Genomic DNA, 469 nt, shown 5'->3' with positions numbered 1-469 from the left:
AGCGAGGTCAACGAGGCGCTGGTACGCCAGCTTCACCGCTGCGAGTTTATCGAGGCGGCTGACAATGTCGTGCTGGTCGGCGGCCCGGGTACCGGAAAGACGCACGTCGCCACCGCGCTCGGCGTCCAGGCCATCGAGCATCACAGGAAGCGGGTGCGCTTCTTCTCCACCGTCGAACTGGTCAACGCCCTCGAACAGGAGAAAGCCCAGGGCAAGGCTGGACAGATCGCCAACCGGCTGCTCTACACCGACCTCGTCATCCTCGATGAACTCGGATATCTGCCGTTCAGTCCATCAGGCGGCGCGCTGCTGTTCCATCTGCTCAGCAAACTCTACGAGCGCACCAGCGTCGTCATCACTACAAACCTCAGCTTCAGCGAATGGGCAAGCGTGTTCGGCGATGCCAAGATGACCACCGCCCTCCTCGATCGGCTCACCCATCACTGCCACATCCTCGAAACCGGAAACG

1 protein-coding gene is annotated in these 469 nt (G+C 61.6%); it reads left to right on the top strand.

The window, feature by feature from the left end:
• A partial coding sequence (istB, locus tag ESA94_RS21305) for an IS21-like element helper ATPase IstB (protein WP_164972832.1) occupies positions 1-469 on the top strand: 469 nt, incomplete at both ends.

The organism is Lacibacter luteus (assembly GCF_004118265.1).
GTDB classification, from domain to species: domain Bacteria; phylum Bacteroidota; class Bacteroidia; order Chitinophagales; family Chitinophagaceae; genus Lacibacter; species Lacibacter luteus.
The sequence above is the reverse complement of the archived record's forward strand: the minus strand, read 5'-3'. Positions and strand labels throughout refer to the sequence as shown.